The sequence below is a fragment of the Paenibacillus sp. HGH0039 genome, assembly GCF_000411255.1.
GTDB lineage: Bacteria > Bacillota > Bacilli > Paenibacillales > NBRC-103111 > Paenibacillus_F.
Genome location: NZ_KE150412.1, coordinates 1,223,645 through 1,249,925, shown reverse-complemented (window position 1 = coordinate 1,249,925; position 26,281 = coordinate 1,223,645). Strand labels below are relative to the sequence as shown.

The window sequence follows — 26,281 nt, the reverse complement described above, 5'->3', positions numbered from 1 at the left end:
GCAAGATATCGGACACGGTCCGCCGGTTCTATAAGGGCTTGCGTACAGTCTTTAGGAGCCTGTGGAAAATAACGGCGGACCGCCGGAGGAGGTGGCGACATGCGGATAGGAATCATGGGCGGGACCTTCGATCCTGTGCATACCGGCCATCTGGTTGCGGGGGAATGCGCCCGGACCGCCTGCGGGCTGGACGAGGTGTGGTTTATGCCCGCCAATGTTCCGCCGCATAAACCGAATGCCCCCAAGGCTTCGGCCCAGCAGCGCTGGGAGATGGTGTGCCGCGCCGTATCGGACAATCCCGCTTTCCGTCCGTTCGATCACGAACTCCGCAAAGGCGGGGTTTCGTACTCCGTCGATACGATCCGGGAGCTGAAAGACCGGTACCCGGAGCACGAATTTCACTACATTATCGGGGCCGACATGGTCGAGTATCTCCCCAAATGGCGTGAAATCGGAGAGATCATGAAGATGATCGGCTTCATCGGTCTTCAAAGACCCGGCTTCGAGCTTCAACCGGATGCGCTTCCGGCGTTCATCCGGCAGGGCGTCCGTCTGGCTCCGATGCCGCTTCTGGACATTTCCTCCACGGATATCCGGACCCGGAGGCGGGAAGGCCGTACCGTCCGCTATCTCGTCACGGCTCCCGTACACGATTATATCGAAGGGATGGGCTTGTATGAATCGTGAAGAGATGATGAAGACTGTAAAAGAGGAAATGCCCGAAAAACGGTGGCGGCATACTCTAGGTGTCATGGAAACAGCCGTAATCCTGGCCCGGCGGTTTGGCGCGGATGAGGAGAAAGCGGACCGGGCCGCGATTTTGCACGATGTGTGCAAATACTGGCCCGTAGAGAAGCAGGCCGGTGCGATTCGCGAGAGCGGATTTCAGACGGACGTCCTTTCCTTCGATAAAGAACTTTGGCATGCTCATGCCGGGGCTTGGATCGCTTCCGCCCGGTTCGGCGTGAAGGACGAGGATGTGCTGAATGCGATCCGCTATCATACATCGGGCAGGGAAAATATGTCCACTCTGGAGAAGGTCGTCTGTCTGGCCGATTATATGGAACCCGGAAGGGATTTCCCCGGCGTGGACAAGATCCGCGAGCTGGCTGAAACGAGTCTGGAACGGGCCCTGTTGGCCGGGTTCGACTCCACGCTTTCGTTCCTTCTGCAGAAGGGCAGACGCATTTACCCGCTCACCGTGCTGACGCGCAACCGTTTAATCCTCGAATTAGACGTGTAATACTGGGTGATAAGAGCATATGACTAACGGAATTAATGAACCAAATGATAACGAACGGAATTTAATATAGGGTGTACATGCTGGTTACGTGAACGATTTTGTGATACCGTCCAGCAAGAAGGAGGATGATGGGATGACAGTAAATCCGGAACAGTTGATGAATCTGGTTGTGGATGCGGCAGAAGACAAGAAAGCCATTAACGTGGTGGCTCTGGACCTTCAGGAAATTTCCCTGGTGGCCGATTATTTCGTGATTTGCAACGGTAATTCGGAGACGCAGGTGCAGGCTATCGCCACGGAAATCCGCAAAAAAGCGGATCAGCACGGTGTCACCGTCCGCGGCCTGGAAGGCTATGATACCGCACGCTGGGTGCTTGTGGATCTGGGTGACGTCGTTGTCCATGTGTTCCACCGGGACGACCGGGAATACTACAACATCGAGCGTCTCTGGTCCGACGCAAGGGTTGTGGAACGCGTATGAGTCTGGAAGCGGGAACTCTCGTAACGCTCGATGTAACGAGAGAAGTATCGCCGTACGGTTATTTCGTAACCGACGGGGAACGGGAAGTGCTGCTCCCGTATGCGGAAACGAATCGGAAACTGAAAGCCGGCCAGCAGGCCGAAGTTTTCATTTATTACGATTCGGAAGACCGCATGGCAGCCACGATGAACCGGCCGATGCTGCTTCTCGGAGAACTGGCGCTGCTTGAGGTCGTGGACCTGCATCCGCGTTTCGGAGCCTTTCTGGAAATGGGCATCGGCCGGAATCTCCTGCTGCCGTTCAAGGAAATGCCGGAGCTTCACGAACTTCGCCCTCAAGTGGGGGACAAAGTATTCGTGACGATGGATCATGACCGCCAGGGAAGACTGGTTGCACGCCTTGCCGGTGAAGATATTCTCACAGAAAAATGTTTTCCGGCCCCGCAGGCCTGGAGAAACCAGTGGCTGGACGCGCGCGTGTACAAACCGCTGCAAATGGGAACGTTCGTCGTCTGCGACGGCGGAGTCGTCGGCTTCGGCGTCATCGGACTGATCCCCTCGACGGAGCGCTCTCGCCTTCTCAGAGTCGGCGAGGAAGTCAGCGTCCGGGTTACGTACATCCGTGAAGACGGACGCGTGAATCTGTCGATGCGGCAGCCGAAGGAAAAAGGACGGGACGAAGACGCCGAGCGGGTTCTGGCGGTTCTCCGCGAACGTCCGGGCGGCGCCATGCCTTACTCGGACCAGACCGAGGCGGATTTGATCAAATCCAAGTTCGGCATCAGCAAGTCCGCCTTCAAACGCGCGCTTGGCAAGCTGATGAAGGATGGCCTGGTGTACCAGGAGGAAAACTGGACGTATCTCAAGCAAGAGGAGAACTGACATGTCGTATCGTGATTTTGCTTATACGTACGACCGGCTGATGGAAGACATGCCGTACGAGGCATGGATTTCCTACGCCCGGCAGGCTTGGGAGGCTTACGGCCTCCGTCCGGAAACCGTTGTCGATCTCGGCTGCGGCACGGGAAACATTGCCGTGCCGCTCGCGAAGCTCGGCTGCAAAGTCGTCGGAATCGACTTGTCCGACGATATGCTGGCCGTTGCCCGGCATAAAGCCGAAGAAGAGGCCGGGAGCGGAACGAAACCGGACATCCTGTGGCTGCAGCAGGACATGCGCGACTGGGAGCTGCCGGAGCCGGCCGACACGGTGATCTCCTTCTGCGACTGCTTCAATTATCTCCTCGAGGAAGAGGAGATAATTGAAGCTCTGGAGCAGGCGTACCGGGGGCTGCGAGGCGGCGGCGTTCTGCTGTTCGATGTCCACAGCCCGGCCCAGTTCGAGGAGTACGCTTCCCTGCAGCCTTTCGTCTTCGACGAAGAGGATGTGGCGTACCTGTGGACCTGCGAGCTCGACGAGGAACGCACGGAAATCGAGCACGCGCTGACGATTTTCGTCCGTGAGGACGCTTCGTCCGCACGCGGCGGGGAGCCGCTTTTCCGGCGCATCGAAGAGACCCACAGACAGCGTGCGTACGAACCGCGCTGGCTGAAGGAGAGGCTGGAGGCGGCGGGCTTCGCGGATATCCGGATTTCCGCCGATTTTGACTGGGATGCGGAGTTTTCTCCGGATTCCCGCAGACTTTTTTATGCGGCCCGCAAGCCTCTTGCCTAAAAACAGCGCTTTACTTGACAAAGAGCTTCAATATTGCCTATAATCATTACAAATTTGTGTAATCGCACCAGCTATGAAGAGGATCATCCCTTTGCACGCATGTTTCCAGAGAACCGGCGGTCGGTGGAAGCCGGTACATGATGAAGGCGAGCTCACCTCCGAGCCGGAAGGCGAACCGCAGTACGGCCGTTTCCTTGCAGCTGTGCCTGTCATCCGGCAGGAAGCCGGACGGAAGCGAAGATGTACTGCCCAGTAACCGGACCGTTTAGCCCGCGTTAAGGGACTTGAGTGAACAACCGGCAAAGCATGCCGCTTGTTAACTAGGGTGGTACCACGGGGAATATACAACCTCTCGTCCCTAGCCGTAAGAGCTAGAGACGGGAGGTTTTTTGGTTGCGATGATAACGTCAGGAGGACCTACACACATGGCACATGAAAAAGAACAGCAGGGTTACAACCCTCAGGTAATCGAGCCTAAATGGCAGAAATACTGGGACGACAACCAAACCTTCCGGACTTCGGACGAAGCGGGTAAACCGAAATTTTACGCGCTGGATATGTTTCCGTATCCGTCCGGCGCAGGACTCCACGTAGGCCACCCGGAAGGGTATACGGCTACCGATATCGTTTCCCGTTTTAAGCGCATGCGCGGCTTCAATGTACTCCATCCGATGGGCTGGGATGCCTTCGGTCTGCCGGCCGAGCAGTACGCACTCGACACGGGCAACGATCCGCGCGAGTTTACGAAGCAGAATATCGAGAATTTCCGCCGCCAGATCAAATCGCTGGGCTTCTCGTACGATTGGGAGCGCGAAATTTCCACGACGGATCCCGAGTACTACAAGTGGACCCAATGGATTTTTATCCAGCTGTACAAAAAGGGCCTCGCTTACGTGGACGAAGTTCCCGTGAACTGGTGTCCCGCGCTCGGAACCGTTCTGGCCAACGAAGAAGTGATCGACGGCAAAAGCGAACGCGGAAGCCACCCCGTCATCCGCAAACCGATGCGCCAGTGGGTGCTGCGGATTACCGAGTACGCCGAGCGCCTCTTGGAAGATCTGGAGGAGCTGGACTGGTCCGAAAGTATCAAAGATATGCAGCGCAACTGGATTGGCAAATCCAAAGGGGCGGAAGTCACTTTCGCTATCGACGGGCATGAAGGAGACAGCCTGACGGTCTTTACGACTCGTCCGGATACGCTTTTCGGAGCGACCTACTGCGTCCTGGCTCCGGAGCATGAGCTGGTTGCCAAGATTACGGCGTCGGGGCAGGATGCCGACGTGAAAGCGTACCAGGAGAAAGCCGCACGCAAAAGCGACCTGGAGCGTACGGATCTGGCCAAAGAAAAGTCCGGCGTATTTACCGGCGCTTATGCCGTTAATCCCGTGAACGGCGCCAAGCTGCCGATCTGGATCGCGGACTACGTGCTGGCCGGTTACGGTACAGGCGCCATCATGGCTGTACCTGGACACGACGAACGTGACTGGGAATTCGCCAAGCAATACGACCTGCCGATCATCGAAGTCGTACAGGGCGGCAATGTGCAGGAGGCCGCTTATGACGGAGAAGGACCGCACGTGAATTCCGGCTTTATCGACGGAATGGGCAAGGAAGAGGCTATTGCGTCCATGATCGCCTGGCTGGAGGAGAACGGCAAGGGCAAGGGCAAAGTAACGTACCGCCTGCGCGACTGGCTGTTCAGCCGTCAGCGCTACTGGGGCGAACCGATTCCGATTCTCCATCTTGAAGACGGAACGATGAAAACCGTGCCCGAAGACCAGCTTCCGCTTCTGCTTCCGCAGGTCGAGCACATCAAGCCGTCCGGAACCGGCGAATCTCCGCTTGCCAACGTGGAAGACTGGGTAAACACGGTCGATCCCGAAACAGGCATGAAAGCCCGCCGCGAGACGAATACGATGCCGCAATGGGCGGGAAGCTGCTGGTATTACCTGCGCTTTATCGATCCGCGCAACAACGATGCAATCTGCTCCCCCGAGAAGCAGAAGGAATGGCTGCCGGTCGATCTTTATATCGGCGGAGCGGAGCACGCGGTTCTTCATCTGCTCTACGCGCGCTTCTGGCATAAAGTGCTTTACGATCTCGGCGTGGTCCAAACGAAGGAGCCGTTCCACAAACTCGTCAACCAAGGGATGATTCTCGGAGAGAACATGGAGAAAATGTCCAAATCCCGCGGCAACGTGGTGAATCCCGACGATATCGTCAATGAATTCGGTGCCGATACCCTGCGTATGTACGAGATGTTCATGGGGCCGCTTGAAGCGACGAAGCCTTGGAACACCAACGGCGTGGAAGGCTCCTACCGCTTCCTAAACCGCGTATGGCGTCTGTTCGTGGACGAGAACGGGGCATTGAGCGGAAAAATTTCCGAGGACGAGAATGCCGGCGGAGTCGCGTTCAAACGCACATGGCACCGTACGGTGAAGAAAATAACGGAAGATTTCGAAGCGCTCCGTTTCAATACCGCTATCAGCCAGCTGATGATTTTTGTCAATGAGGCTTATAAGACAGAAGCTCTGCCGAAAACAGCCGTGAAGCATTTTGTTCAATTGCTTTCCCCGCTCGCTCCGCATATTGCCGAAGAACTGTGGCAAAAGCTCGGCGGAACCGGCTCCATCACGTACGAAGCGTGGCCGGTTTACGAGGAGGCTTGGACGGTGGACGACGAGGTGGAGATTGTCGTTCAAGTGAACGGCAAAATCGCCGACCGTGTCAAAGTCGCCAAAGATCTCGACGAAGCGGGCATGCAGGAGCTCGCGCTTGGCCTGGATAAAGTAAAAGAGCTGAGCGCCGGCAAAACCGTCCGCAAAATCATTGCCGTGAAAGGCAAGCTCGTCAACATTGTAGTCGGATAAACAGCCCGATATTTAGGGGTACCCGGCAGGTCCGCTCCCCGTGAGGGAAGCTGGAACTGCCGGCGGTCCTCCGGACAGCCCGAAACGGCGGAGCCGCCTTTCTTTTTCAGAAAAGCGGTCTTCGCCGTCGGACGGCCCCGGGAAACCAATTAGAGTTCAAGTTCACTTCGCGTTTGTTCGCTTCAACAATTCCGCATCCGTTATTTAACCACGCTCGGCCAAGCTCCCTTTACCTACAAGCTTTTAGGTCTGATTGCCCGATAATCCTACTGTTTCATCCCTCTCTATTTTACCGCTTTTTTCCACTTCCTATTGTTTTTTTGTCGTAAATACCATTTCCAATTTCTCCAGATCCTCTTCGTATTTCGCATGCGTGATCCCGATTAACCGGTTAAACATGCCGTCCAGATCTTGCTCCATCAATCGCAATCCCTCAGCCGTAATTCCTCCCGGAACGCGTACCCTTTTTTGAAGCGAAACCGGATCGAAACCGCCCGTCGTCAGAAGTTTGCCCGTGCCCAGCGTCATTTCGGAAGCGAGAATCGTTGCTTCTTCGGGAGATATCCCCGTCTCCGCCACTGCGGCTTCGATATATTTTTGGAGAAAAAAGGCCAGGAAGGCCGGCGCACAGCTCGATAAATCGGAGCTGATCCGGGTATATGCCTCGGAGACTCTGACAGGTGTGGAAATGTGAGTCAGAAGATTTTCAATCCATTCCTTATCCTCAGGATACATGCGCTCCCCGTGTATACACAGAGTAGATCCGCTGAGAACGTAATTGGTGATACTCGGTATAATCTTCGTCACCTTGCAGGGAAGCTGATCTTCCAGATGCTTAAGCAGAACCGGGCTCGTAATGGATACGACGATTTGAGCCGGCTCCAGGACCGGCCGGATTTCGTCAATGACTCGCTTATAATCAAGGGGCTTCACGCATAAAAAAACGACATCACGGCCCGCTGCGGCTTCCGCGTTGCTGGAGGCGGCGGTTAGTCCGGCGTAGGTTTCCGCCAACCGTTGTACTTTGCCGGGAGTGCGGTTTGCGGCGCAGATTTGCTCAGGATTGAGCGCTCCCGAATGGATGAGCGCTTCGATCAGAATACTTCCCATGCTGCCCGTACCGATAAATCCCGCTTTCATCGACAACCCTCCTCATGAAATAGTCGGACAGGTCTCCTTCCGGCAATAGGACCGGTGCCGCATACCGGAACGGATTCATTACACCCGACTCATTACAGAAGCGGGCGCCGACAAAGTTTACATCTTTATGCAGGGACAAAAAACGCAGGAACGTTTTCTTAACGGTATGAACATTCTCACACAATTATGCCGGTTTCCTGTGGTGTAAAACCGTTTATTCAAAAAATCAAAGGAGTGTTTCATGTTGAACTGGAATTTTCAGAGTTGGAAAAGCCGGGGCGTTCTGGCGGGCTCCGCTGCCGTAATCGCGGCAGGATTGGGAGTCTGGCTGCTAGTGAGCCCGCGAGGCACCGTACCGCAAGGTTTTACGGCGTTGAACGCCTCCATGGCGCAAACGATAGAAGGAACGAAGCCGGTATCGCCTTCGGAGAAGCCTTCGTCACCGTCATCGTCAGCGAAAACGGAGGCGAAGGAAGAAGTAGGCGCCGGGAGTAAGCAAGCGGGGGCGGAGGATTCCGCGGCAGGCGCTACCGGAGGCGGCTCGGAGCAGGCCCCGGCTTCATCCCGGAAAGGGGCGGCCGCCGATGACAATCCTGCGCAGGCGGATCAGCAGCGAAATGTCGCCGGAGGGAATGAAGCGGTTCCCGGGAAGAAGGAGTCCGGCGGGCCCGCAGCAGACAAGAAAATCCCGCCGGGTCCCAAAATCGATATTAATACAGCCAACCTGCAGCAATTGATGGAACTGCCCGGAATCGGCGAAAGCAAAGGGAAAGCGATCCTTGCATACCGGGAACAGCACGGGAAGTTTAAAAGGGCCGAGCAGTTGCTGGATATCAAGGGAATCGGGGAAAAAATGCTCGCGAAGATGAAGCCTTACCTGCAAATTAATCCTTGAGGGGATTTTGGAAGGCGGTATGAAGAAAAGAAGAGCATGCGTAAATGTCGGAATTGAGAAAATCTACTAAACTTTCTTTCATTTTACGAGGAAATATGAGAAAATAGGCCCAATCAACGCGATAAAGGAGGAAAGAACAAATGTCTGAACAACGTCCTTATTCTTTGGAAACCTTGGCCGTACACGCCGGCCAGCAAATCGATCCAACCACGCTTTCCCGCGCGGTGCCTATTTATCAGACGACCTCTTACGGGTTCCGCGACGCGGACCATGCCGCAGATCTGTTCGCTCTGAAGGAATTCGGCAACATTTATACCCGCATCATGAACCCGACGAGCGATGTTTTCGAGCAGCGGATAGCCGCGCTTGAAGGGGGAGCGGGAGCTCTCGCGACCGCATCCGGTCAGGCAGCCATTACATACTCGATCCTCAACATAGCCGGTGCCGGTGACGAGATCGTGTCCGCATCCAGCTTGTACGGGGGAACCTACAATTTGTTCTCGACCACGCTGGCGAAGCTTGGCATTCAGGTGAAATTCGTCGATCCTTCGGATCCGGAAAATTTCCGCAAAGCGATTACGGACAAAACCAAAGCCTTATACGCCGAAACGGTAGGCAATCCGCGCGGAGATCTGCTCGATGTGGAAGCCGTTGCCGCCATTGCGCATGAGAACGGCATACCGTTGATCGTCGATAATACGTTCCCGACGCCTTACCTGCTTCGCCCCATTGAGCACGGTGCCGACATCGTCGTGCATTCCGCGACGAAGTTTATCGGCGGACACGGGACTTCCATCGGCGGTGTGATCGTGGACGGAGGCAAATTCGACTGGAAGGCCAGCAACAAGTTCCCCGGGCTTACGGAACCGGACCCGAGCTACCACGGCGTCGTTTACGCCGATGCCGTAGGGCCGATCGCCTATATCATCAAGGCGCGCGTCCAGCTTCTCCGCGATATGGGGGCATCCATTTCGCCGTTTAACTCCTTCCTGCTTCTGCAAGGCCTGGAGACGCTTCACCTCCGCATGGAGCGTCACAGCTCGAATGCGCTTGCGGTGGCGCGTTTTCTCGAAGCTCATGAAGCGGTCGATTGGGTCAGCTACGCCGGTCTGGAAAGCCACAGCTCGTACAAACTGGCGCAAAAATATTTGCCTAAAGGCCAGGGAGCGATCCTGACCTTCGGTATTAAAGGCGGTCTGGAAGCCGGCCGCAAAGTGATCGAACAGGTTAAGCTGTTCTCTCATCTTGCCAACGTGGGCGATTCCAAATCCCTGATCATTCATCCGGCAAGCACGACTCATCAGCAGCTTAGCGAGGAAGAACAGCTGAGCGCGGGGGTAACGCCCGGGATGATCCGTCTGTCGATCGGTACGGAAGCGATCGACGATATCTTGCATGACCTGGAGCAGGCCATCCTGGCCAGCCAGCAGTAGGTGCGGTCATGACGGGGCGCAAAGACTGGGACACTTACTTCATGGATATCGCCTATATGGCTTCCACGCGCTCGCAGTGCAGCCGCCGGCATGTCGGAGCCGTGCTCGTGCAGGGCAAGAAGCTTCTCGGCACGGCATACAACGGGGCGCCCATGGGAGTTCCGGACTGCTCCGAGGAAGGATGCATGCTTGTCGAGGAGTACGAGCTGCACGTCGCGGACGGTAAGGAAGAAATGATACGCAAGCAGCGCTGTATCCGTACGATTCATGCGGAGCAGAACCTGCTTCTGTTCACCGACCGCGAAGACCGCGAGGGTTCCAGCGTCTACGTAACGGATCAGCCGTGCTGGACCTGCTCGAATATGCTGGCCAACAGCGGGGTGCGGGAGATCGTGTTTCACCGGCCTTATCCGAAGGACAGTGACAAGGTGAATGCCTTGATGGCTGCGAGGGGAATTGCCTTCCGCCAAATACAGGGATACGAGCCGCCCGAGGGAACGGACCACCGGATTGTCAACTGAATGAGTTCGGCGAACGGCTTTTTGTCTGCGGGAAACGAACCCCGGCAAGCTGTTTCACTGAACGGAACACAAATAGCGTGAGGAAGAACCTCCGCCGCTCCAGTAGAGCAGCGGGGGTTCTTTTTGTTGTCCGGCGGAACAAAAGGATACGGGGCGCGGCCTGCGCAGGAGGGATGCGTTTACCTGGTGAGGGAAGGAAGCGCCGGCGATTATACGGTTTCCCTGTCTAAGCAGGAGCGGAGTGAAATGGACTGAAAGAACTTGCGTGTTCTAGTTCCGAAACGCAACGAATGAGCTTATCACACATACAGGAAGAGAGATGAGAAATGCGTTTAAACCGTAATGACATAGTAGGTTTGACGGTTTTGTGGGTTATCGGCTACGGGGCGGCCATATACGCGTCCAAACCGTGGATGACCGCCTGGAGCGGCGCAGCTTTCGCCGCCGCGGCCGCGGGTGTCATGGCGCTTCGTCTGCCGAAGCGCCGATGGACCGCTGCGGTGCTTGTCGCCGCCGCAGCCTGCTGCTATTACGCCGATACGGACCGGCGTAACAGCACCGCTCTGCCCGCCGCAGCCGCGGTTGCCTCCCAAGGCAGCCAGGTGAGCGTGGCGGGCACGCTGGCCTCTCCTGTCGCCGTCGACGGCGACAGAGCCTCCTTCGAGCTGCGCGTTTCGCAGCTCGGGGAGAGCGGCAGCGAAGCAGACGCTGCCGCAGGGGCTCCGCCGGAGGAGCGGGTGCAGGTGTCCCTGCGCCTGCTGAGTCCGGCGGAGCAGAGCGCCGCCGCAGCCTGGCGGCGGGGAGACCGGCTCGCCATGCGGGGCGAGCTGCAGGAGCCCGCTGCCGCGCGGAACTTCGGCGGATTCGACTACCGCCGCTATTTGCGCCAGCAGGGCAAACACTGGCTGCTGGTCGTCAAAGGCGCCCAGCAGGTGCAGCACGGTCCGCCGGCGTCTATAACCGCCGCTCTCACGAGTCCGCGGCTGGCGGCCGAGCGCCTCCTGCGGACGACGGATGCCCTCCGCGGCTATCTGGGCGGCCGCATCGACGGAATTTTCACGCCCGGACAGGCGGGCTTTATGAAAAGCATGCTCATCGGATTAACCGATGATATGGACCCCGACCGGTACGCCCAATTTTCGAATCTCGGGCTGACTCATATTCTCGCGATTTCGGGGCTGAATGTGGCTGTTTTTCTGGGCGTTCTGATCTGGGTACTGAAAAGGCTCGGGCTGCCCAAAGAAACATATCTGCTCGTTGCCGTCTTTTTGCTGCCTCTCTATATCCTTCTGACGGGAGCTTCTCCGTCCATTGTGCGGGCGGGCCTGATGACGATGATCGGCCTCCTCGCCGTCCGTAAAAACCGAATTAAAGATATTTTGCAAATCGCCTGCCTCGTCGGGTTGGGGCTTTTGATCTGGAACCCCTATTATTTGCTGGACGTCAGCTTTCAGCTTTCTTTTCTGGTGACGCTCGGATTGATCGTCGGCGTTCCCCGCGTTACCGCCCTTTTGCCCCTCAAGAACGCCGTACTCCGCAATACCGCTGCCATTACCCTTGTGTCCCAGCTTGTTTCGTTTCCCGTCTCCATCTATTATTTCAATCAATTTTCGCTGCTTTCCTGGCTGGCTAACGCGGCCCTCGTGCCGGTTTTCAGCCTGCTCATTTTCCCTGCGGGCTTGATTGCGACATGTCTCGGACTGGTGTATGTTCCGCTCGGCCGTTTGGGCGCTTGGGTAACCGAAAGCGGGACCGGATTTGTTTTCCGCATCGTCGAGTGGCTGGATCAGTGGGAGGGATTCCGGACGATCTGGCCGTCCCCTTCGGTTTTTTGGATCGCGGTTTACTATCTCCTGCTTGCCGGCATTTGCGGAGGCCTCGAACGTTTGGTGCGGAACCGCCGCGTTCAAAATGAGGCCGGCACTCCGCAGCTTGATGTGCTTGCTCCCGGGCGGAGTATGTTTTCCCGGTACAGAACGTCTTCGGCAGCCGTAATCGTGCTGGGTCTCGGCTGGTTCGGGCTTCTTTATTACGGTTACACGCCCGATCGCTGGAACTCAGAGGCCTGCGTGGATATGATCGACGTCGGACAGGGAGACAGCATCCTCATACGGACACCGGAGCGTAAATATATACTGGTAGACGGAGGAGGGACCGTATCTTTCCGCAAGCCCGGAGAGGAATGGAAGCTGCGCGCCGACCCTTACGAGGTAGGAAGGAAAACGCTGGTTCCCCTTCTGAAAAAAAGAGGTGTCCACAAACTCGATGCCGTTATCCTGACCCATGAAGATGCCGACCACAGCGGGGGTCTCCAGGCTGTCCTGGAGGACATTCCGGTGGAGACGTTCATTTTCAACGGCACCTACAAGTCCGGTCCGCAAGTAGAGAAGCTGTTCCGTACCGTTGTCGATAAGAAAATCCCGCTTATTTCCGCCGCTTACGGGAAAACACTCCGAATGGACAACCGAACACGGCTCGATTTTCTCGCCCCGCTGCCGGAGAACGGGCAGATTCCGGCGGGTAAGGACTCGCACCCGGCCGCATCCGGATCTGGACAACTTGCATTTCCCGCTCAGCGGACGGCAGGAAAAACCGGAGCCGAGCCTGCGCCGTCGGCCGCACAGGATATTTACGGCTCCACCGATAACCCCATTGTTCTGGAAAACGAGCAGAACGGCGTTTCCGTCGTTTTTCTGCTGGAAATGGAAGGGACGAGGTGGCTTTTTACCGGGGATATGGATGTGAAAGCGGAGCGCCGTGTCATGGAACTTCTGCAATCGCGGAACTCCACAAATGAAGCGCACGGGACGAAACTTCCGCAGTCTGACAACGGCGCGAAAGAAGCGGACGGCACGGAAAACGGTACCCCGGCGACTCCCGGGATCGATGTTCTTAAAGTGGCCCACCACGGCAGCAAAACGTCAACCGGAAGCGACTGGATCGGCTACTGGAAGCCGCGGACCGCGCTTATTTCCGCAGGGGTCAAAAATATGTACAGACATCCTTCACCGGACGTAGTTGCAAGACTGGAAAGAAATGATATCCGGGTCCTCCGGACGGATTTACTGGGGGAGATCCAACTGCTGGTAAGAAGCGGGAAGATTTACGTCCGTTCGGTATTGCCCGGTAAGCCTGCAGTTTCGGGGGATAGTTGATCGAATTGGAATTTTTTTGCGGACGGCAGGCAATTTTAAGGTTGTTTTCAGCCGAAAGAAACATTTTAGCAACAATCTTGTGCTATTGTTAAGGGACGGAGTTTTTTAATGCGGAAGATTCAATCGGGAGTTGGGAATTGTTCGCTTATTACGCGTACTTTCCCCATTTTGTTAATTATCTCCGGCTTAAGTGTACCTTCGGAAAATTTTTTGATATTCTTATAGAATGAAAGTCCTAAATTTGATGATAAGTTGCAACATTCATGTACATAAATGCGTCTGTATAGTTGCAAGAGAGGGGGATTCTTGTGGTAGCGCCCGAAATGGTAAAAGCGGCACAATCGGGTGACCGGGAAGCGCTAGTTACCTTATTAAGACAAATTGAAACCCATGTCTACCGCACGGCTTATTACCTGCTGGGTAATGAGCAGGATGCCCTCGATGCCTCGCAAGAAGCGCTTATTCGTATTTATACGAAAATCCAGTCTTATGAAGAGAAAGCTCTTTTTAAAACATGGGTTCAGCGTATTGTGACCAATATCTGCATCGACAAATTCCGCAAGACGAAGCCGACCGTATCGATTGAAGAACACGAACTTACGTTCACCACCCCCAAGGACGTTGAGGACGAAGTGATGATCGGTTACTTGGCGCAGGATATTCAAGAAGCTATCGAGAAACTGCCCGAGCACCACCGATCGGTCGTTGTTTTGCGGTATTTGCAGGATTTCTCCTATCACGAGATTGCGGATTGCCTGGGGCTTCCGCTGAACACGGTTAAATCCTATCTTTTTCGGGCGAGACAGCAGCTTCAAGGGTTACTCCATGAATATCAGAAAGGAGGTGTTCGGGGATGAATTGCAAAGAGGTGAAAGAGCTGATGCAGAGAGATCTCGACGGAGATTTGAACGATCTGGAGCGGCAGCGTCTCAATCAGCATGTCCAACAATGTTCGGAATGCGGCACCATGCTGCAGAGGCTGCGCATGCTGTCCAAGGAATTGGAAAACCTTCCGAAAATCATGCCGCCATTCAGTATCGTCGATTCGATTCTTCCGCAGCTTGAGCGGCTGGATGAAGAAAAGTCCAACCGGCGCGAAGAAGCCGCAGGTCTGTCTCGCGCAGTCGGCCGTTCCCCGCGTTCCCCGGAACAGCTTCCTTGGACTCGCCGCATAGCCGCGCATGTCTCCTGGAAAACAGTCAGCGGCGTTGTGGCCGCCGGCTTTGTACTCGGATTTTTCGCGTTCAACATGGACCGTCCGGCTCAATCGGGTCCGGCGGGCATGTTTTCGGCCTTGACCGGAGCAAAGACGGAAAACGCGGATACGGCGGCAAAATCGGTGCAGCCGACCGCCGTTCCGGACGTGAGCGGATCGGGCAAGCAAAGCGGCGGTACGCCGACGGCGCCGCCTGCGTCCCAAACGCCCGGAGATTCCAAAAGCGCCGGCAAGCCGCAGACGGATTCAAACGGCGAAGGGAATCAGACGGACCGCACCGCATCGACCGGAGATACAGACAAGGGAAGCGGTGCAGGGCAGCAGAAATCGGATGCGGATTCTCCGAAAGAGGAAGGATCCCGCAAGGAACAACCGGGAACGACTTCTACTCCGCAGCCAGATAAACAGCCGAATGCTTCTGCGAACGAAGGCAAGGTCGCGGGCGGTACCGACAATCCGCCTGCGGACCACGGAGTATCCCCAAGCCCCGGCGATACGTCCGGCGGTACTTCGGGATCGGGAGACGGACAGACGGGCGGCAAGATCGCCACGACCGATCCGGACAAGAAAGATGCCCACACATTCACCGCCGCAGGCACCGGAGGAACGTCTCCCGACGGCAAGCTGAGCGCGAAGATCGAAGAGCGTAAGCTTACGATTGTCAAAACGGACGGAACTTCCGTTTACGTTTCCGCCAAGCAGTGGAAAGAAACCGATACGCTGCGGCTTGTCGGCTGGAACGGCAACGACGAGTTCGTCTACGAAGTAAGCAGCGGGAACACGAAGCAGGAGTATGTCGTCTCCTTGAAAACAAAGCAGGAGCGTGCCAAATAAGGCATGCTTCTTTTTGTGTCTGACACGCACCTTTGGCGGGTTAGCGCGTATGCTGTATTAACAATCGGTCAAAGAGAAATTATCGCAAAGCTGAGGAGAACGACAGGAGAAAACGCGGGTTTACTGTCACTCGGTCAAGAGTTTCTAGAGCTCTTCTCCGGTGTTTAAATAGATGCTGCTTGTACGGGTAACATGCGGTGGCAGCGTATTCTCTTTCTGCTCGGGCAAAGGGATTACGGCAAGACGGTGGGATTCCGTTTTGACGTAATCCCTTTGTCATTGGTAAGATGGGAGCAGGGATTTATGCAGAGGGGAACGAACGAATGGATTACAAACAAGCGATGAAAAGCATAGATGAACAAAAATTCGCTCCGGTGTACGTCGCCTATGGAAGCGAGTCTTATCTGATCGAGCAGTTTATCCGGAAACTTACCGACAAAATGATCGAACCGGAACATCTCGATTTTGCGGTAAGCAAATACGATTTGAATGAGGTTCCGGTGCAGAACGTCATTGCCGACGCCGAGACGCTGCCTTTTATGGTGCCCCGCAAACTGATCATAGCCGGGAATGCCCAGTTTCTCACAGGCAGCAGGGACAGCGGCAAGGTCGACCACCAACTGGACCGTTTAACGGAGTATTTAGGGGCTCCCGTCGATTTTACCGTCCTTGTCTTTACGGTTTCCGTGGACAAGCTCGACGAGAGGAAAAAGCTGGTGAAGCAGCTCAAAGAAAAAAAAGCGCTCGTGCCCTGCCTTCCGCTGACGGCCGAAGAGCTGCAAGCCTGGGTACGCCGGCAGGCGAAGCGGGAATCCTTCGAGCTTGCGGAAGGAGTCGTCGACCAGCTCGTGCTGTACACGGGCGGGCATCTTCAGTCGCTGGCCGCGGAGATCGAGAAGATCTCTCTCAACGTAGGGCGGGGAGGGACAGCGACCCCCGAGCTGATCGATTCTCTTGTGGTTCGCAGCACGGAGCAGAATGTATTCATTCTGATCGAGCAGGTGGTCCAGCTGCGGCTGGACCGGGCGTTCGCGCTCCTGGAGGAGCTCCTCAAGCAGAAAGAGGAGCCGATCAAGATCGTGATGCTGATGGCCCGCCAATTCCGGATCATGCTCCAGGTGAAAGAGCTCTCCAAGCAGAGCTATTCGCACCAGCAAATCGCGGGACAGCTTGGCCTGCACCCGTACGCCGTGAAGGTAGCGGAGGGACAAGCCCGGGCTTACGATATCGAAAAGCTGAGCCGGATCGTGTCGCAACTGGCCGATCTCGATTTTAAAATGAAGAGCGGCGGCATCGACAAGGTACTCGGCCTTGAACTCTTTCTTCTCGGTTTGGCGGCTTAAGCCGAGCGGGAAGAAGGGATACAGACAGACCGGCCAACTGGCCGGTTGGTTCAAAACCCAAGAGCCGATGCCCGGGGCCGGCCGCTTAGGCCGATCTTTTTGTACGGCCGAATCATCAATGGGACGCCGGATACTTGCGCACAGCAGACCGGCAAACTATATGCGGGTTCCTTTGCGGACGGCCAGACTCGCCATCTGTACAAAAAAAAGACCGGAGCCAGGGGCTCCGGTCTTTTTATCACCTATGTGTAGGTCCTGCTTATTAGCCTTGTGCGGAAAGAGCGTTGAGCTTCTTCGCTAAACGGGACTTCTTGCGGCTAGCTGCATTTTTATGGATTAATCCTTTAGAAGCTGCTTTGTCCAATTTTTTGGTAGCGTTGATCAGAGCTTCTTTAGCGGAATCTACGTTATTGCTGGCAACCGTTGTTTCGAAAGCTTTAACAGCTGTACGAAGAGCGGACTTCTCGGAAGCGTTGCGCAGGCGACGTTTTTCACTTACTTTCACTCTTTTGATCGCGGATTTGATGTTTGGCATTGACATTCACCTCCTACTTCAGGTACACAATCGAACGTTTTCCATGATTGTTGACAACTCTAGGTATTTTAACACGCTGACTTTTAAAAATCAATAGCTGACGGGGAGCTTTCCGCACCCGCTCTCTGAGAACGTTCATCGGTATAAATTAGGGTCCGTGTCCGCAAACTAGGGTCATACAGAATGGACAGGAGGAGATCTTAATGGCGGATCTTAGCGCGTATACGGTCCGGACCGATCTTGCGCTCGAGGCGAGAGAACTGGCGTCCGAAGCAAGGAAAAGCCCCGAAATACCGGGAGTGGTCTCGGATATATGGGAAGACGGCGGCATGCGCATTACCCAGATTCAGGTTTTAAACGATGAAGGGGCACAGGCCATCGGCAAGATGCCGGGTCAGTATATGACGATCGAAGTGCCTGATTTGAGAAAAAAAGATACGCAGCTCCAAGACCGTGTAGCTACAAAGTTCGCCCAGGTGTTTGAGCAGTATTTGCAGAAAGCGGGAATCGGCAAAGATTCCAAGGTGCTGATCGTCGGGCTCGGTAACTGGAACGTGACTCCCGATGCGCTCGGCCCGCTCGTGGTTGAAAACATCCTCGTCACTCGGCACTATTTCGAGTTGATGCCGGGCCAGGTGAGCCCCGGCTACCGTCCCGTCAGCGCGGTTGCTCCGGGCGTACTGGGCACGACAGGCATTGAGAGCAGCGAAATCGTCGAAGGTATTGTCGAGAAGTCGAGACCGGATCTCGTGATCGCCGTGGATGCTCTTGCTTCGCGCGCGCTGGAGAGGGTGAATACGACGATCCAGATCGCGGACACCGGGATCAATCCCGGTTCCGGTATCGGCAACAAACGCCGCGGCCTGACTCTGGAGACACTTGGCGTGCCGGTCATCGCAATCGGTGTGCCGACGGTCGTGTACGCATCCACGATTGTAAATTCGTGCATCGACATGATGCAGCACCATTTCCGCACCCAGACGTCAAACACGCATGAGATTCTCGGCATGCTGGACGATCTGCCGGAACAAGAGCGGCTGTCGCTTGTCCGCGAGGTGCTGAATCCGCTCGGGCACGATCTTCTCGTCACCCCGAAGGAAATTGACGAATTTATCGAAGATATCGCGAATATCATCGCTTCCGGGCTGAATGCGGCTCTGCACGAGGCGGTAGATTCGGCGAACGTGGCCGCCTATACGCACTAAGTAGCGCAGCTCCGGGCCGGTTCCTCAGGGAACCGGTTTTTTTTTGCGCGCGGGGCGGCGGATTTTTTTCGGAGAGAGAGTTCTAGTGAAAGAGCGAAGTTCATAGATTGGGAGTAGATAGATTCGCCGCCGCGAGGCGCGAGACGCCTAAATCCGGACATGTTCAAGCCCATTCGCTAGGAGGAATCCCCATGAAAAGGAATGCCGTCACCTTCAATCTCAGCAAAATCCGCCAAACGTTCCAGAGCGCCGGAGTCATCGGAAAGACCACGATATCGCTCAGCTTGTTTACCCTCTGCCTGTTTATCCTGCTCGGAGTCGGGAGCATGCTGCAATCGAGGCTGTCCACATCTCCCGTTTCATCCATGAAGGGGTTGGCGGCTTCGGTCTCCAATCAGTTTTTTCTCGACATGCTCGGATTGGAAGTCCCTCATCTGAGGAACGACACCCGTAAATTCACTTTTTCCCAGCAAAATATGATGAGCTTTGCCGTCCGGTTCCTAACCGATGTAAACCCCGGCGATCCGAAAAGTCTGATTGCCCAGGAGGTCCCCGGCCTGAAAGCGGACAAGAGCACCGTGCTGCGCTCGGGCAAAGACGGCGATGCAAGCAGTCCGGTCGAATACACACCCGCGGAAGGAGCGGTGAACGGGACAGCCGGCGGCACGGCCCCGGAAGCATCCTCCGCCCCGTCTCCCGCGCCAAGCCAGGCACCCGCGGATCAGAAGCCCAAAGGACCGGGCCGGAACATCGCTTTTATTTATCAGTCTCACAGCAACGAATCGTTCCTCCCCGAGCTCAAAGGCGTCACCGATCCGGATAAAGCCTACGATGCCAAAACGAACGTGACGATGATCGGCAAGAAACTGGCGGAAGCGTTGGAAAAAGAAGGGGTAGGGGCCGTTCATTCCGATGCCATATACCCGAATATGATTAAAGATTTCAAATATGCCTACTCTTATAAATATTCTCTCCAGACGCTGGAAGCCGCCGCGAACGCACATCCGGACCTGAAGTTTTTCTTTGATATCCACCGCGATTCACAGGAACGCAAACGCACGACGGTAACGCTGAACGGCAAAGACTACGCGCAGGTGTATTTTATTCTGGGAGGAGACAATCCCAAGTGGAAAGAAAACGAAGCTTTCGCGGGGAAAATCCACGATACGTTGGAAGCGAAGGCGCCCGGCGTTTCCAAAGGCATTCACGCAAAGACAGGCCACGAGGTAAACGGCGTCTACAATCAGAACTTCTCGCCGAATAGCGTGCTGATTGAAGTCGGCGGCCCTTACAACTCTCTGGAGGAGTGTTACCGGACGGTGGAGCTGCTGGCAAAAGCGGTGTCGGAAGTGATTCTGGATGCGGAAAAAGTAACGGCTCCCGCGCAAGGCAAAAAGTCGTGAGCCGCGTGGCGGTAAAGGCTGGAAGCGGAACGGACAAGGGGTTGTTCCAATCAAGCAAAATTCAAATCACGAACCGGAGGGATCATCATGCCGCGCTGGTACTGGAAGCTGTTCGTATACGGAATTATTCTTTGCTTCTGCACCATGTTCGGGGTGGACCTGGCCTCGCGGGGCATGAACCGCATCGAGGGCCCGGGAGGCGGCTCCGGGGGAGCGGCGCGAACAAGCGGGAGCAGTCCCGCCGCGCCCGGCTCCCTGCCGGAGGAGACGTTCATCCGGACCGGAGGCGGCCGGAGCGGCGGGCAGCAGCCTGGCGTTCCAAGCCAGGCGCCGGGACCGGGGGCTGCCGCGCCAAGCCCGGCGGCAGGCCCGGATGCGGCGGCCGGTAACGCCGGTTCCGCCCGGACGGCGGAAAGCGCGAACCGGCCTGCGGAGACCCCGGCCCCGCCGAAACCGACGCCCCGTCCGCTCGGGACGGGAGATCCGCTTGAGGCCGGATCGATGAACCACCTGGGCAACAAGCTGGGAGATTTGCTGCAAATCACCGCTCAAAGCGGGATGGACGGCGTGGTTTCGATGTTCGAATGGGTCGTCAAATAAGGCAAAACGCCCCATAACGGTTTAGCATTGCCGCGGCCCCGCCGGACTGATATAATAAAAGGTACTGTATGTAACTGTGTGGGGGTTAGGCATGACTGACATTCGGCAAAGACAAAAGCAAATTCGAAACTTTTCGATTATCGCACATATTGATCACGGTAAATCTACGCTCGCGGACCGCATCCTTGAATTCACAGGGGCTCTTTCGTCCCGTGAAATGCAGGAACAGGTTCTCGATCAGATGGACCTTGAGCGGGAACGCGGTATCACCATCAAGCTTCAGGCGGTACGCCTGAACTACAAGGCCGACGACGGTCAGGAATATATCCTGAACCTGATCGACACTCCGGGACACGTCGACTTTACGTATGAAGTTTCGAGGAGTATGGCCGCCTGCGAAGGCGCGCTGCTCGTTGTGGATGCGGCTCAGGGGATTGAAGCCCAGACGCTGGCTAACGTATACCTGGCCCTGGACAACAATCTGGAGATTCTCCCGGTCATCAACAAGATCGATCTGCCGAGTGCCGATCCGGAACGCGTCAAGCAGGAAGTCGAAGACGTGATCGGACTGGATGCGAGTGAAGCGGTTCTGGCTTCCGCCAAAGCCGGTATCGGCATCAAGGAAATTTTGGAGCAGGTGTGCCAGAAGGTACCCGCCCCGCAGGGCGATCCGGACGAGCCGCTGAAAGCGCTCATCTTCGATTCGCACTACGACCCGTACAAAGGCGTTATCGTGTACGTGCGTGTCGTGGACGGCGCTATCAAGGCCGGCACGAAAATCAAGTTCATGGCGACGGGCAAAGTCTTCGACGTGATCGAAGTCGGCGCCTTCAAGCCGCGCATGTCCATCGTAGACGAGCTGAACGTCGGCGATGTCGGCTTTGTCGTAGCCGGGATCAAGAACGTCGGCGACACGCGCGTCGGGGATACGGTCACGAACGCCGTCAAACCGGCGGCGGAACCGCTGCCCGGCTACCGCAAAATCAATCCGATGGTATTCTGCGGGCTGTACCCGATCGAAACATCGGATTACAACGATCTGCGCGAAGCGCTCGAGAAGCTGGAGCTTAACGACGCGTCGCTCACTTACGAGCCGGAGACGTCCTCCGCGCTCGGCTTCGGTTTCCGCTGCGGATTCCTGGGCCTTCTCCATATGGAGATCATCCAGGAACGCATCGAGCGCGAATTCAACATTCCGCTTATTACGACGGCGCCAAGCGTTATTTACCGCATCACGATGACGAACGGCGAGATCATGGAGATCGACAATCCGTCGAATTATCCGGATCCCCAGCGGATCGAATACGTTGAGGAGCCTTACGTGAAGGCGTCGGTCATCGTGCCGAACGACTTTGTCGGCGCGATCATGGAACTGTGCCAGGGCAAACGCGGCGAGTTCATCAACATGGAGTACCTGGACACGAACCGGGTAACGCTGTCTTACGACATTCCGCTTGCGGAAATCGTGTATGACTTCTTCGATCTTCTGAAATCCCGGACGAAGGGTTACGCCTCGTTCGATTATGAAATTTCCGGGTACAAGAAATCCAACCTGGTCAAAATGGATATTATGCTGAACGGCGAGCAGGTGGATGCCTTGTCTTTCATCGTTCACCGGGACGGTGCCTACAACCGGGGCCGCATTATTTGCGAAAAGCTCAAAGAGCTTATCCCGCGGCAAATGTTCGAAGTGCCGATCCAGGCCGCAATCGGACAGAAAATCATTTCGCGCGAAACCGTCAAGGCGATGCGGAAGAACGTTCTGGCTAAATGTTACGGCGGCGACATCTCGCGGAAAAGGAAACTGCTGGAGAAGCAGAAGGAAGGCAAGAAGCGGATGAAGCAGGTCGGCAGCGTGGAAGTGCCGCAGGAAGCGTTCATGGCGGTACTTCGTATCGACGACAACTAAGTTGAGTGTAGGACCGAGAAATAGGAGCCGCGTGCTCCTATTTTTATTGCCTTCGATCTTTTCCGCTTTTCATAGTACAATGAAGGAACGGCCGTGAGGCCCGACCCTTTCTGGAAAGGAACTACCCGCAATGAACACACGTTATACCGCCCCCGAGGCGGTTTATATCCATATCCCTTTCTGCACGAACAAATGCTTTTACTGCGATTTCAATTCTTATGTCCTTAAAGGGCAGCCCGTCATGGACTATCTGGATGCCCTTGAGCGTGAGATGGAGCGCACGGTGCAGGCGCAGCCGCCCGGAAAGATCGCGACGATCTTCGTGGGAGGAGGCACGCCAACGGTTCTGCTGCCGGATCAGATGACGCATTTTCTGAAGCTGGTGAGAACGTATTTCCCGGCTCAGCATGAGAATCTGGAATTTTCCATGGAGGCGAACCCCGGGACGACGGACCTTGAAAAGCTGACAGCGATGAAAGAAGGCGGCGTCAACCGCATTTCGTTCGGCGTCCAGTCGTTCGACAACGGCCTGCTGGAGACGATCGGCCGCATTCATAACACGGACGATGTTTACCGAAGCCTGGAAAATACGGCGAAAGCGGGCTTCGACAACATGTCGATCGACTTGATGTTCGGGCTGCCTAACCAGACGCCGGAAATGATGGAGAAGACACTGAACGCGGCACTGGCCCTTGATCTCAAGCATTATTCGATCTACAGCTTGAAGGTGGAAGAGAACACCTTGTTCCACACGATGTACCACAAAAACCAGCTTCCGCTCCCGAGCGAGGACGACGAGCTGGACATGTATCTGCTCATTATGCGCCGGTTGAAAGAAGCGGGCTACGGGCAGTATGAAATCAGCAATTTCGCGCGCCCCGGTTACGAAAGCCGGCACAACACGACGTACTGGCGCAATCAGCCTTATTACGGCCTTGGCGCGGGAGCTCACGGCTACGCCGAAGGACACCGTCATGTGAATGTCAAAGGCGTCCAGCCTTATATTGACCGGACGAAAGAAGGCCTCCCGCATCTGGAAAGATTCCCTGTGACGGAGCAGGAGGCGATGGAGGACTTCATGATGGTCGGCCTGCGTCTCTTGGAAGGAATTAGCGGAGACGATTTTACCGCTCAATTCGGTGTTCCGGTGGAGGAGAAATTCGGCGGGATTCTGGACAGTCTGATCAAACGCGGACTTCTGGAGCGTGCCGGAAACAAGATCCGTTTGTCGGAACAAGGAATCTTGTTCGGCAACGACGTGTTTGCTTCGTTCCTCGAATAACGGCAGGGAAGGGCGTGGCCCAGGCTGGAGAACGCTCGTCATTTACGCTTCAAAATCCATTCAAAATTTTACAAAAAGCCACTTGTGCGATTATGCATGCTGATGTATATTTATTCAATATACTATTTCCGCATAGCAATTGTACAAGTGGTTTTTTTTGATTTGTTCCTATTTTTTCATATATTTTCAGCAGGCGAATGGTGGGATGCGAGATGACAGTGGCTTGCCGCAGAGCAACGGAAGACGATATAGAAGAACTCGTACATATTATACAAGGATATGCACGTCAGGGGATTATGCTCCCCCGAGACCGCGAGATGGTCCGGCAGCATTTGGATACTTTTGTAGTCGCGGAAGACGAAGGTGCGCTGATCGGCTGCGGGTCGCTGACGAGGCTCGGTGAGAATCTGGTGGAGATTCGCTCGCTGGGCGTTTCCGAGGATTATAAGGGTCAGGGCGTCGGTACCAAACTAGTGGATTCCTTGCTGGAGGAGGCGCAGCGCCTGACCGTTACGAAAGTAATGGCCCTCACTTACGAAGTGAAATTTTTTCAGAAAAACGGCTTCAGAATCGTGCCGAAACATATCTTTCCGGAAAAAGTGTGGACCGATTGCATCCACTGTAAAAAACAGTACTGCTGCGACGAGATTGCGGTACTCCGGGAGTTGGATTGAACTTGACAACAGGCCGAAAGGTCTGTTATTTTTGTATTAGGAATTAGCACTCGTTAAGGTTGAGTGCTAACGAAGCGGATTGGCACGATCGGCGCATTATGCGGCGGTTTACCCATATGTAAAGGAGGAGTTACTATGTTGACGGAGCGTCAGCGGATGATTTTGAATGCCATTGTAGATGATTATATTCGTTCCGCGGAGCCGATCGGTTCCAGAAGCATTTCCAAACGGGGCGATGTCGGTTTCAGTCCGGCCACGATCCGCAACGAAATGTCGGATCTCGAAGAATTGGGCTTTCTGGAGCAGCCGCATACGTCAGCAGGCCGTATTCCTTCTCATAAAGGGTACCGTTATTATGTAGACCACCTGGTGCGACACGGTACGCTGGACGCTCACGAGCTGGAGACAGTCAAGCTGTTCTTCGCGGAGAAGGTCCAGGAGATGGAAGAGGTCATCCAGCACACGGCGAATATGCTGTCGGGTTTGACCAATTACACATCGATCGTGCTCGGCCCCGAGGTTTTTACCAATACGCTGAAACATCTGCAGATTATTCCGCTTAACGACAAGACCGCCGTTGCGATTATCGTGACGAATACGGGGCATGTCGAGAACAAAACCGTCGCGATCCCCCCGGGATTGCCGATGAACGAAATCGAGAAGGTCGTCAATTTGTTGAACGCACGCCTTCAAGGAGTGCCGCTGCTGCAGTTTAAGTCGAAGCTCTATACGGAAGTGGCCGGCGAGCTGAATAAGTACGCCGTGGGCTACCACGAGCTTCTGAACATGGTCGAAAGCGTGCTTGAGAATGACGAGAAAGACCGCATTTTCCTGGGCGGCACGACCAATATGCTGACACAGCCGGAATTTAAAGATGTGGATAAAGTTAAAAATATTTTGGATCTGCTGGAGCAAACTCCGGTTTTATTCAAATTGGTGACTTCATCGCCTACAGGACTTCAAATCAAGATCGGTTCGGAGAACAGTCTGGCCGCTATGAACGATTGCAGCCTGATTACGGCGACCTATTCGTATGACGATCAGCCGCTTGGAACGATCGGGATACTCGGACCTACACGGATGGAATATGCCAAAGTGATCCGGCTTCTCGAGCACTTGTCCGCCAATATGGAAGTTCTTCTGTCAAGGTGGTACAAATAAAGTGACAGGCTTACAATGAGATTCTACACGAAGTTTAAGCGGGATTAGCTGGGGCAAACTTAAACGTGGCCGGCAGACGCGGGCCCGTCCACTCTTTCAAGGAGGTGAACACGACAAGTGAGTACCGAAGAAACAAAGAACATCAACCCGGATACGAACGCCGCGGAAGCAGAAGAAGCTACATATGACGCGGAACACGCAGAAGCTGCCGAAGCAACGGCTCCTGATGCGGAAGGCGCGGCCTCCGGCCGGAACGCGGAGCTGGATGAGCTTCGTAAAGCGGCCGAGGAGAGCCAGCAGCGTTTGCTGCGCGCTCAGGCCGATTTCGACAATTTCCGCCGCCGCACACGCCAGGAGAAAGAAGAGTTTGCGAAATACGCTTCTCTTAAGCTGATCGAACAAATGCTGCCGGTCATCGACAATTTCGACCGTGCGCTGGTTTCCAGCCGCGAGACGCAGGATTTCGAAGCTCTCACCAAAGGGATCGAAATGGTGTACAGACAGCTCGAGCAGCTGATGACCCAGGAGGGTCTGACGCCGATCGAAGCGGTAGGCCAGCCCTTTAACCCGGAATTTCACCAGGCGATCATGCAGGTGGAATCGGATGATTATGAAGAAGGCATCGTTGTGGAAGAAGTCCAGAAGGGCTATATGCTGAAGGATAAAGTGATCCGTCCTTCGATGGTTAAAGTCAGCATGTAAGCCGG

At 55.3% G+C, this 26,281-nt stretch carries 23 protein-coding genes; 21 read left to right on the top strand and 2 right to left on the bottom strand.

Annotation, left to right across the window (positions count from 1 at the left end; translation table 11 throughout):
* Positions 1–99 precede the first annotated feature (99 nt).
* The 6 genes from nadD (at position 100) to leuS (ending at position 6,268) form a co-directional block, all read left to right on the top strand.
* Positions 100–687, top strand: a complete 588-nt coding sequence (nadD, locus tag HMPREF1207_RS05385) for a nicotinate-nucleotide adenylyltransferase (protein ID WP_009675393.1) — start codon at positions 100–102, stop codon at positions 685–687.
* Entirely contained in the window at positions 677–1,243 is a 567-nt protein-coding gene (gene yqeK / locus HMPREF1207_RS05380) for a bis(5'-nucleosyl)-tetraphosphatase (symmetrical) YqeK (protein WP_009675395.1), read from the top strand. Before nadD ends, yqeK begins: the two co-directional genes overlap by 11 nt.
* Positions 1,244–1,376: 133 nt before the next feature.
* The gene (rsfS, locus tag HMPREF1207_RS05375) at positions 1,377–1,724 is read left to right on the top strand and encodes a ribosome silencing factor (protein WP_009675407.1); all 348 of its coding nucleotides are present in this window, start codon (positions 1,377–1,379) and stop codon (positions 1,722–1,724) included.
* Positions 1,721–2,605, top strand: a complete 885-nt coding sequence (locus tag HMPREF1207_RS05370; RefSeq protein ID WP_009675373.1) for a CvfB family protein — start codon at positions 1,721–1,723, stop codon at positions 2,603–2,605. Before rsfS ends, HMPREF1207_RS05370 begins: the two co-directional genes overlap by 4 nt.
* A 1-nt stretch (position 2,606) precedes the next feature.
* On the top strand, positions 2,607–3,395 hold the full coding sequence (locus HMPREF1207_RS05365) for a class I SAM-dependent DNA methyltransferase (RefSeq protein ID WP_009675381.1): 789 nt from the start codon (positions 2,607–2,609) through the stop codon (positions 3,393–3,395).
* A gap of 425 nt (positions 3,396–3,820) precedes the next feature.
* Positions 3,821–6,268: a leucine--tRNA ligase gene (gene leuS / locus HMPREF1207_RS05360; RefSeq protein ID WP_009675382.1), complete on the top strand. Its 2,448-nt coding sequence runs from the start codon at positions 3,821–3,823 to the stop codon at positions 6,266–6,268.
* A gap of 309 nt (positions 6,269–6,577) precedes the next feature.
* Here the strand turns inward: leuS and comER are convergent, their stop codons facing one another.
* On the bottom strand, positions 6,578–7,408 hold the full coding sequence (gene comER / locus HMPREF1207_RS05355) for a late competence protein ComER (RefSeq protein WP_009675386.1): 831 nt from the start codon (positions 7,406–7,408) through the stop codon (positions 6,578–6,580).
* 241 nt (positions 7,409–7,649) lie between these two features.
* On the opposite strand from comER, the gene HMPREF1207_RS05350 reads away from it, so the two are divergent.
* The 7 genes from HMPREF1207_RS05350 to holA all read left to right on the top strand — a co-directional run bounded on the left by HMPREF1207_RS05350 (position 7,650) and on the right by holA (position 16,805).
* Positions 7,650–8,303: a ComEA family DNA-binding protein gene (locus HMPREF1207_RS05350; RefSeq protein ID WP_009675362.1), complete on the top strand. Its 654-nt coding sequence runs from the start codon at positions 7,650–7,652 to the stop codon at positions 8,301–8,303.
* A 140-nt stretch (positions 8,304–8,443) separates the two neighbouring features.
* The gene (locus tag HMPREF1207_RS05345; RefSeq protein ID WP_009675429.1) at positions 8,444–9,736 is read left to right on the top strand and encodes a homocysteine synthase; all 1,293 of its coding nucleotides are present in this window, start codon (positions 8,444–8,446) and stop codon (positions 9,734–9,736) included.
* Positions 9,737–9,744: 8 nt separating this feature from the next.
* A complete protein-coding gene (locus tag HMPREF1207_RS05340) occupies positions 9,745–10,257 on the top strand; it encodes a deoxycytidylate deaminase (RefSeq protein ID WP_009675401.1) in 513 nt (170 codons plus the stop codon).
* Positions 10,258–10,583: 326 nt separating this feature from the next.
* Positions 10,584–13,412, top strand: a complete 2,829-nt coding sequence (locus HMPREF1207_RS05335) for a ComEC/Rec2 family competence protein (protein WP_009675421.1) — start codon at positions 10,584–10,586, stop codon at positions 13,410–13,412.
* Between the two features lie 323 nt (positions 13,413–13,735).
* Entirely contained in the window at positions 13,736–14,269 is a 534-nt protein-coding gene (locus HMPREF1207_RS05330) for an RNA polymerase sigma factor (protein WP_254634720.1), read from the top strand.
* The gene (locus tag HMPREF1207_RS05325) at positions 14,266–15,462 is read left to right on the top strand and encodes an anti-sigma factor family protein (RefSeq protein ID WP_009675424.1); all 1,197 of its coding nucleotides are present in this window, start codon (positions 14,266–14,268) and stop codon (positions 15,460–15,462) included. Before HMPREF1207_RS05330 ends, HMPREF1207_RS05325 begins: the two co-directional genes overlap by 4 nt.
* A gap of 323 nt (positions 15,463–15,785) precedes the next feature.
* Positions 15,786–16,805 (top strand): DNA polymerase III subunit delta, encoded by a 1,020-nt coding sequence (gene holA / locus HMPREF1207_RS05320; protein ID WP_009675365.1) that lies wholly within the window; start codon positions 15,786–15,788, stop codon positions 16,803–16,805.
* A 262-nt stretch (positions 16,806–17,067) separates the two neighbouring features.
* On the opposite strand, the gene rpsT is transcribed toward holA, so the two are convergent.
* A complete protein-coding gene (rpsT, locus tag HMPREF1207_RS05315; protein ID WP_009675361.1) occupies positions 17,068–17,340 on the bottom strand; it encodes a 30S ribosomal protein S20 in 273 nt (90 codons plus the stop codon).
* A gap of 203 nt (positions 17,341–17,543) precedes the next feature.
* Here rpsT and gpr point away from each other — a divergent pair, with 203 nt between their 5' ends.
* The 8 genes from gpr to grpE all read left to right on the top strand — a co-directional run bounded on the left by gpr (position 17,544) and on the right by grpE (position 26,276).
* Positions 17,544–18,545 carry a GPR endopeptidase gene (gene gpr, locus HMPREF1207_RS05310; RefSeq protein ID WP_009675370.1) on the top strand — a complete coding sequence of 334 codons (1,002 nt, stop codon included), beginning with the start codon at positions 17,544–17,546 and terminating at the stop codon, positions 18,543–18,545.
* Between the two features lie 191 nt (positions 18,546–18,736).
* A complete protein-coding gene (spoIIP, locus tag HMPREF1207_RS05305; RefSeq protein WP_009675364.1) occupies positions 18,737–19,948 on the top strand; it encodes a stage II sporulation protein P in 1,212 nt (403 codons plus the stop codon).
* An 87-nt stretch (positions 19,949–20,035) separates the two neighbouring features.
* Entirely contained in the window at positions 20,036–20,548 is a 513-nt protein-coding gene (locus HMPREF1207_RS05300; protein WP_009675379.1) for a hypothetical protein, read from the top strand.
* A 91-nt stretch (positions 20,549–20,639) separates the two neighbouring features.
* Positions 20,640–22,457 (top strand): translation elongation factor 4, encoded by a 1,818-nt coding sequence (gene lepA, locus HMPREF1207_RS05295; protein ID WP_009675366.1) that lies wholly within the window; start codon positions 20,640–20,642, stop codon positions 22,455–22,457.
* Between the two features lie 130 nt (positions 22,458–22,587).
* Positions 22,588–23,739, top strand: coding sequence for a radical SAM family heme chaperone HemW (gene hemW, locus HMPREF1207_RS05290; protein WP_009675377.1), 1,152 nt, complete (start codon positions 22,588–22,590; stop codon positions 23,737–23,739).
* Between the two features lie 212 nt (positions 23,740–23,951).
* Complete coding sequence (locus HMPREF1207_RS05285) at positions 23,952–24,413, top strand: N-acetyltransferase (protein WP_009675383.1); 462 nt, start codon at positions 23,952–23,954, stop codon at positions 24,411–24,413.
* Between the two features lie 135 nt (positions 24,414–24,548).
* Positions 24,549–25,574, top strand: a complete 1,026-nt coding sequence (hrcA, locus tag HMPREF1207_RS05280) for a heat-inducible transcriptional repressor HrcA (RefSeq protein ID WP_009675428.1) — start codon at positions 24,549–24,551, stop codon at positions 25,572–25,574.
* Positions 25,575–25,691: 117 nt separating this feature from the next.
* A complete protein-coding gene (gene grpE, locus HMPREF1207_RS05275; protein ID WP_009675371.1) occupies positions 25,692–26,276 on the top strand; it encodes a nucleotide exchange factor GrpE in 585 nt (194 codons plus the stop codon).
* The last annotated feature ends 5 nt before the right edge of the window (positions 26,277–26,281 follow it).